Genomic DNA, 6,979 nt, shown 5'->3' with positions numbered 1-6,979 from the left:
CTAGATTAGCCGCAGCCCTACACCGCGTACAAGCCAGTAAGGTTATTATTATAAAAACGGACAGTTATACCCCACTCTGTTTCCCCATAAAAGTAGACAGTTTAAGAGATAATATGAGCAGTGAAGAACTTAGTCAGCGGATTGAAAGGATGACTTCAGAATCGGAAAAACGAGTACAGGTAAAAAGAAAAAAGCAAAAAAATGACCATTGATTGTAAAGGCGAGCAACTGATATTAAGCAATGAGAGAGCTATATACTGGCCAGCCAGAAAAATGCTTATCATTAGTGATCTTCATATTGGCAAGTCTGCTCATTTTAGAAAATCAGGCATACAAGTTCCTGATGCAATAAACCATACCGACTTACAAAGACTGACCACTTTGATGTCGGAATTTAACCCTGAAAATCTGCTGGTTACCGGCGACATGTTCCACAATAACATTAACAGCGACGCCAATGCTTTTATGCACTGGCGAAATGGCTATGCCAACCTTAAAGTTATTTTGATAAAAGGAAATCACGACAATTTAAAGAATGAAGATTATGAGGCTTTAGGAATTGAAGTCCATCAAAAAGAGTTACTGCTGGCACCTTTTAGATTTATACATGATAAACCTGGAGAGGTTGATGAATATTATAACATCACGGGTCATATACATCCAGGTGTAGTTATTTATGGAAGGGCTAAGCAGCAATTGAAGTTCCCTTGCTTTTACTTTGGAAAACATTGCGCCATATTACCAGCTTTTAGTGTTTTTACAGGACTAAAAATATTAGATGCAGAGCAGGGCGATTGCTTTTATGCCATCACACCTGCTAAGGTTGTAAGGGTTTAGGCAATTTGTTTATTCAAATTTTGCATCCAGGAATTGAACATATCCTGCTCAATTTTTATAACCAGTTCAGCATGTTTTTCCCAGTCCGCATCAAAGCTTCTAAGTTGGTTCAACATTTCTTCCAGGTGACCTTCTTCTTCAAGAATGATCGATTTAACGGTTACCTTGCTGCCTGCGGCAGTTAAAACATCCTGATAAACAGGGTATAGCTCATCTGCACGTACCTCAATTGCATAGGTTACAAAAAGATAAGCTGCAAACTTTAGTTCATATCCGCTTAAATTAAAATGCTGTTTCAAATAACGGCATACCGCTACATCCAAAGCATTTAAATAAAATTTGGTATCGTTAGGAGCCAATAGCTCATCGCTGGTATAGGTTTTGCAAAGATCGCCATCCAGTTTGTCCAGTTGCTTTTTTAAATAATAAGCATGACGATGTTCCTCTGCTGCATGTTTAAGAATTATAAGGTTCACCTTTTCTTTATGCTCCGATGCAGAGATTTTCTTTGCACCTGCATTTTCCATATACGACAAGGTATTTAACCACTTGGCATGTAAAACATTATCGCTTACTATGTTCTCTAAAATCGGTTTAATGTTCATTACTGTTTTTATTATAATATTGCTAATAACACATTGTTTTTTTGATGTCTTCTTTTTCTTTACAGGCGGTCGTCATCTCCACGATAGGAGAGATTTCTTGAAATGGCATAACCAAGAGATTTCTCCTATCGCCGAGATGACGAGGCGCAGACTACTCTTATATATCGTTTAGTGCTTCATTAATAGTTTGGTAAATATAATCAAGGTCTTCATTACTGATTATATAAGGCGCTAAAATATAAATGATATTTCCTAGCGGCCTAAGTATAATCCCCCTGTCCAGAAAGTAATTGTACAATTGATTTCTCAATCCACTTAAATAAGAGGTATCTGAACCTGTTTCCCACTCCATTACCAATATGGTTCCTGCCTGCCTTACATCCTTAAGCTTTGGATGACCTTTTATCTGTGAAGCAAAAGCTTCATGTTTTGCTACTACTCTATGAATGTTCTCAAGCGTTTCCGGTTTTAATAAAATATCCAGACTGGCCAATGAGGCTGCACAAGTTACCGGATTAGCCGTAAATGAATGTCCGTGATATAAGGTTTTAAGCTTGTCATCACTTAAAAATGCGTCAAATATTTTTTGGTTACATGTAGTAATCCCCATTGGCATAGTGCCACCTGTAAGCCCTTTAGACAAACAAAAAATATCAGGATTGGTATTTAGTGCTTCGCAGGAGAAATACTTACCAGTGCGCCCAAAACCAGTCATCACTTCATCTGCTATTGTCAATATCCCGTGTTTCTGACAAGTTTCAATTAACTGATCCAGATACTGGGGTTCATACATTAACATTCCGCCTGCACCTAAAACCATCGGTTCAAATATAAAGCAGGCAACCTCATTAGAAAGATAATTGATCTTAGATTTAAGCTGCTCAATATTCCGCTCATTAGGAAGATCAATAAATTCAACATCAAACAAAAGAGAAGCAAAGGGATCAGTAAAAATACTCCGTCCACTCACCGACATGGCACCAAACGTATCGCCATGATAAGCCTCCCTAAATGCAATAATTTTAGTACGGGGCTGCTTGGTCGTATTAACCCAATACTGTAAGCACATTTTAATGGCTACCTCTACAGCTGTAGATCCATTATCACTATAAAACACCTTTTCCTGCTTACCAGGCAATAATGGCAGCAGACGTTCTGCCAGCTGTACAGCCGGTTCATGGGTAAAACCTGCAAATATTACATGCTCTAAAGTCTTTAATTGTTCAGCAACTTTAGCGGCAATATGAGGATGAGCGTGTCCATGAATGGTAACCCACCAGCTGGAAACGGCATCAATATATTTCTTGCCATCTTCATCAAATAAGTAAACACCCTCTCCTCTTACAATTGGGACATGAGGTGCTGCATTTTTCATTTGTGTGTAAGGATGCCATATTACTTTTTTATCCCTTTCGGCTAAACTCATTGGTTTCTTTCTTTAATTAATAGTTCTACTACAGTTTTGTCAGTTTTAAAAGTCACGTCGTCAGTTTTAAGGTCATTTAAACTAACCCATCTAAACGACTGTAAGGTATTTTCGTCAAAATCAAATACATCAGTCTTAAAATTCAACGCTAAAGGATGTAATGCTTTTACGGTATAATAAATACTTAAAATCTGACTATCGTTAAAAGAAGATTGCTCATAGAAGTCGGTAGTATAAAGATGATTGAGTATCTCAATTTCAGCGTTGCATTCTTCCATAAACTCCCGTTTAAGGGCGTCTATAAGACCTTCACCCAGCTCTAATCCACCACCGGGGAATTTACTGAATGTCCGGCCACCAGATTGTTCGTCGCTAATCAGTACCTGGTTTTCAGCATTAATTAGTAAGCCGTATACTCTTACATTAAAATAACTCATTGATCGAAGTGTTTTTGATTTTTAGTTGCATTCTCGATTGTCCATTTAATTTCACCTCTAAAGGCTTCCTTCCTTACCGGACAATCATTCATTTTACAATAGTTACAGCAAGCAGGTAAGCAAGGGTCTGCGTGAATAAACAATTCTGTTTTCCGATGTGCATTGCCATTTATAAGCTTATCAATACTTGATATTTCCTGATGAACACGATTGAGATCGAAATAATAAGGGAGCGTGAAGTGGCAATCTATATGCAGATCGGCACCATACTGCTGCGCCCTCAGGTTGTGTACATCTATCCAGGGTTCCTTTCGGTTTTTCTGCAAAATTTCGATAATGTCTTTTACAAGATCAATATTACTTTCATCCATCAATCCACCTATAGATCTTCGCGTAAGCTTATATCCGTTGTAAATGATGTATAATCCTAATAAAATCGAGATCACGCTATCCAGCCAATAGATTTTGGTGAGTTGTATTAAAATTACACCAACCACCAGACCGGCACTGGTTATGGCATCAGTAAGCAAGTGTTTCCCATCAGCCTCCAGTGTAATTGAATTGTGTTTTTTGCCGGTATTTATCAGATAAAAACCTATAATTAAGTTTACAATTCCGGTTGCCCCTATAATAATAGCCCCTTCAAAAAGCTGATGAATTGGCTTAGGATAGATTAAATCGTAAGTAGATTTAAAGATAATGATCAATCCGGCAATGGTTATTAGCGTACCTTCCAGAAAAGCTGAGAAAAACTCCACTTTACCATGACCATAAGGATGATTTTTATCTTTAGGGATGGTGGCCAGATAGATGCTATAAAACGCAAAGCTGCTGGCCAGTACATTCACAATACTCTCTAAAGCATCGGTTAAAATTGCATTGGACTGAGTGATGAAATAGGCAACAAATTTTGCCAGCATAAGCGCTATCCCGATGCATAAAGAAAGAAGTATCGCCTTTTTTTTAGGTTGCACTTTATAGAGATTAGCCACCAAAAATACAGTTTCACTATCGAATTACATTAAAAAGTATTTTTTTTAGTTTATAATTCAGTGAGGTTCATATATTTGTCACTGCACAAAATTAAATTTGCCCACGCACAAATTATTATGACATTTTTATCCAAAAGAATCAATAACCTATCTGAGTCACAGACAATTAAAATGGCTAAGTTAGGCAGAGAGCTATCCGCAAAAGGAATAGACGTTATTAACCTAAGCTTTGGTGAGCCAGACTTCTTTACACCTGAGTTTGTTAAGGAGGCTGCAAAGACCGCTGTAGATGAGAATTACTCTTACTACACTCCGGTTTCTGGTTACCCTGAACTACGTAAGGCAGTTGCAGAAAAGTTATTGAGAGAAAATGGATTAACCTATGGTTTCGATCAGATTGTAGTTTCTACAGGAGCTAAACAATCACTTGCCAACGCAGTAATGTGTCTTGTTGATCCAGGAGACGAGGTTATCGTTCCAACCCCTTACTGGGTATCTTATTCAGAAATGATTAAACTTGGTGAAGGTGAAACAGTATTCATCAACGCTACAGTTGAAAACAACTTTAAAATTACAGGAGCGCAATTAGAAGCAGCAATTACTCCTAAAACCAAATTGTTCATGTTTTCTTCGCCATGCAATCCAACCGGATCTGTTTACAGCAAAGAAGAATTGGCTGATTTAGTAGCTGTTTTTGAAAAACACCCGAACATCTATATCATCTCTGATGAAATTTATGAGCACATCAACTTTGTTGGTAAACATGCTTCAATTGCTGAATTTGATTCAGTTAAAGACAGAGTAATCCTGATCAATGGTTTCTCTAAATCTTACGCTATGACTGGCTGGAGAGTTGGTTACATGGCTGCGAATAAAGAAATTGCAAATGCTTGCGATAAACTACAAGGCCAAATCACTTCAGGTACTTCTTCTATCGCTCAACGCGCGGCTTTAGCCGCATATCAGGGTGGTTTAGATACGGTAAACGAAATGGTTGGCGAATTCAAAAAACGTAGAGACATCGTTTATGCCCTATTAACAGAAATTCCAGGTGTTAAGGTAAATCTTCCAGACGGAGCTTTTTATTTCTTCCCTGAAATAAAATCTTACTTTGGTAAAACCGATGGTACTCAAACCATCAATAGCGCAGAAGACTTAAGCTTGTTCTTATTAAACGAAGCTCATGTATCTACTGTTACAGGTGAAGCATTCGGAAACAACGATTGTATCAGAATTTCCTATGCTGCAGCTGAAGATAAACTTAGAGATGCAGTTTCAAGAATCAAAGCTGCTTTAGCTAAATTGAGCTAAGTTAGTACTTAGATATTGGTATTTAGTACTTAGACATCAAGCTCAAAATATAACAAAAGGCCTGTTTCGTCATCCGGAACAGGCCTTTTTATTTCTTTATGTTTCTCCCTATTACTCCATCCGTGTTGGACTAGCGAGTTTATGCTGAGGCGCCATATTTAAAAACTGAGTGTTCTGGGAAAAGGCATAGGAAATTTTGTCCTTTTTCAGGGCAAAAGATTCCAGCCTTTGAGTAGTAATACTCAGTTTTTAAGCAAAGAGCGAAGCCATATTATGAGCGAATCGCTTCAACAGGATCCAACCTCGACGCTGCGTAAGCCGGCCAAAAGCCCGATATTGTGCCTATAATAACAGACACACCTATTCCCAGCATAATATTCTTCATAAATAAGATCATCTCAAAACCGGCGGCACTGGCTGCTAAGGTAGCCAAGTAAACCAGGAGCAAGCCTAACAGCCCTCCGAGCAGGCACAGCGCTATTGCTTCAAATAGAAACTGCAGCATAATAAAATAATTTTTAGCGCCCAGCGATTTCTGAATACCGATAATATTGGTGCGTTCTTTTACCGAAACAAACATAATGTTAGCAATACCAAACCCTCCGACAAGAATAGAAAAGCCACCAATAACCCAACCTGCTATATCAACCATTCCGAACATGGTATCTAACTGATTAGATGCGATAGTACTCTTATTCAAAGAGAAATCATCCTCTACACCAGGCCTTAGCCTTCTAATGGAACGCATAGTCCCTTGTATTTCACTTTCAATCTCATCAAGAGCAATGTGTTCAAAACCCCTTACCGTAATTGATGGATCATATCTATCGCTTTCGATATCCATAATACCCTTCGCAAAATTTAAAGGCATTACAATATTTTTATCCTGCGACATACCCAGAATATCTTCTCCTTCTTTCTTAAAAACACCAACTACATTCAATTTACGGCCCATTACTATTATGGATTTACCAATTGCTGGTTCTCCATTAAATAAACCTTCAGCTACAAGAGCACCAATAAGAACAACAGGAGAACCTGCCCTTCCTTCATTCTCAGTAAAATATCGACCTTCCTGAAAATCCAGGGTCCATGTTTTATTGAAATCCTGAGAAGCGGCTCTTACTCCCACACCTTCTACAGAATTACTTCTGTATTTAATGGTTCTCTCATTTGCCCAGATTTCATAAGACAAGCCTTCGGCATGTTCCAGACGATCCCTAAGCAACTCATAATCTCTCAGCGACGGCACAGGTCTGTTCATATATTTCCACCACGGATAATCTCCAAAACCACCCCATGGCCATTTCTGAACAAATATTGTTTTAGAACCCAGTTTATCTATACTTGCCTGCAGTTTACTTCTAAAAG

The 6,979-nt window shown here is 38.2% G+C and carries 8 protein-coding genes; 3 read left to right on the top strand and 5 right to left on the bottom strand.

What is annotated here, in order from left to right:
• Nucleotides 1–212: hypothetical protein (locus tag AC1DG9_RS20495; RefSeq protein WP_477635151.1), on the top strand; the 212-nt coding region annotated here is incomplete at its 5' end.
• Nucleotides 202–837 carry a ligase-associated DNA damage response endonuclease PdeM gene (gene pdeM, locus AC1DG9_RS20490; protein ID WP_172659147.1) on the top strand — a complete coding sequence of 212 codons (636 nt, stop codon included), beginning with the start codon at nucleotides 202–204 and terminating at the stop codon, nucleotides 835–837. The genes AC1DG9_RS20495 and pdeM, both read left to right, overlap by 11 nt.
• Here pdeM and AC1DG9_RS20485 read toward each other — a convergent pair.
• From AC1DG9_RS20485 to AC1DG9_RS20470, 4 genes are all read right to left on the bottom strand, one after another.
• Nucleotides 834–1,442: a hypothetical protein gene (locus AC1DG9_RS20485; protein ID WP_172659148.1), complete on the bottom strand. Its 609-nt coding sequence runs from the start codon at nucleotides 1,440–1,442 to the stop codon at nucleotides 834–836. The genes pdeM and AC1DG9_RS20485 overlap by 4 nt on opposite strands.
• A 157-nt stretch (nucleotides 1,443–1,599) precedes the next feature.
• The gene (gene bioA, locus AC1DG9_RS20480) at nucleotides 1,600–2,868 is read right to left on the bottom strand and encodes an adenosylmethionine--8-amino-7-oxononanoate transaminase (RefSeq protein WP_172659149.1); all 1,269 of its coding nucleotides are present in this window, start codon (nucleotides 2,866–2,868) and stop codon (nucleotides 1,600–1,602) included.
• Nucleotides 2,865–3,305, bottom strand: a complete 441-nt coding sequence (locus AC1DG9_RS20475) for an NUDIX domain-containing protein (RefSeq protein WP_172659150.1) — start codon at nucleotides 3,303–3,305, stop codon at nucleotides 2,865–2,867. The genes bioA and AC1DG9_RS20475 overlap by 4 nt, the downstream gene beginning before the upstream one ends.
• Nucleotides 3,302–4,279: a cation diffusion facilitator family transporter gene (locus AC1DG9_RS20470; RefSeq protein ID WP_172659151.1), complete on the bottom strand. Its 978-nt coding sequence runs from the start codon at nucleotides 4,277–4,279 to the stop codon at nucleotides 3,302–3,304. Before AC1DG9_RS20470 ends, AC1DG9_RS20475 begins: the two co-directional genes overlap by 4 nt.
• Before the next feature lie 135 nt (nucleotides 4,280–4,414).
• On the opposite strand from AC1DG9_RS20470, the gene AC1DG9_RS20465 reads away from it, so the two are divergent.
• Complete coding sequence (locus AC1DG9_RS20465) at nucleotides 4,415–5,608, top strand: pyridoxal phosphate-dependent aminotransferase (protein WP_172659152.1); 1,194 nt, start codon at nucleotides 4,415–4,417, stop codon at nucleotides 5,606–5,608.
• Between the two features lie 271 nt (nucleotides 5,609–5,879).
• Here the strand turns inward: AC1DG9_RS20465 and AC1DG9_RS20460 are convergent.
• The coding region (locus AC1DG9_RS20460; protein WP_477635150.1) for an ABC transporter permease at nucleotides 5,880–6,979 on the bottom strand (1,100 nt) is incomplete at its 5' end.

It is taken from the genome of Pedobacter sp. 05L430 (assembly GCF_056397585.1).
The sequence above is the reverse complement of the archived record's forward strand: the minus strand, read 5'-3'. Positions and strand labels throughout refer to the sequence as shown.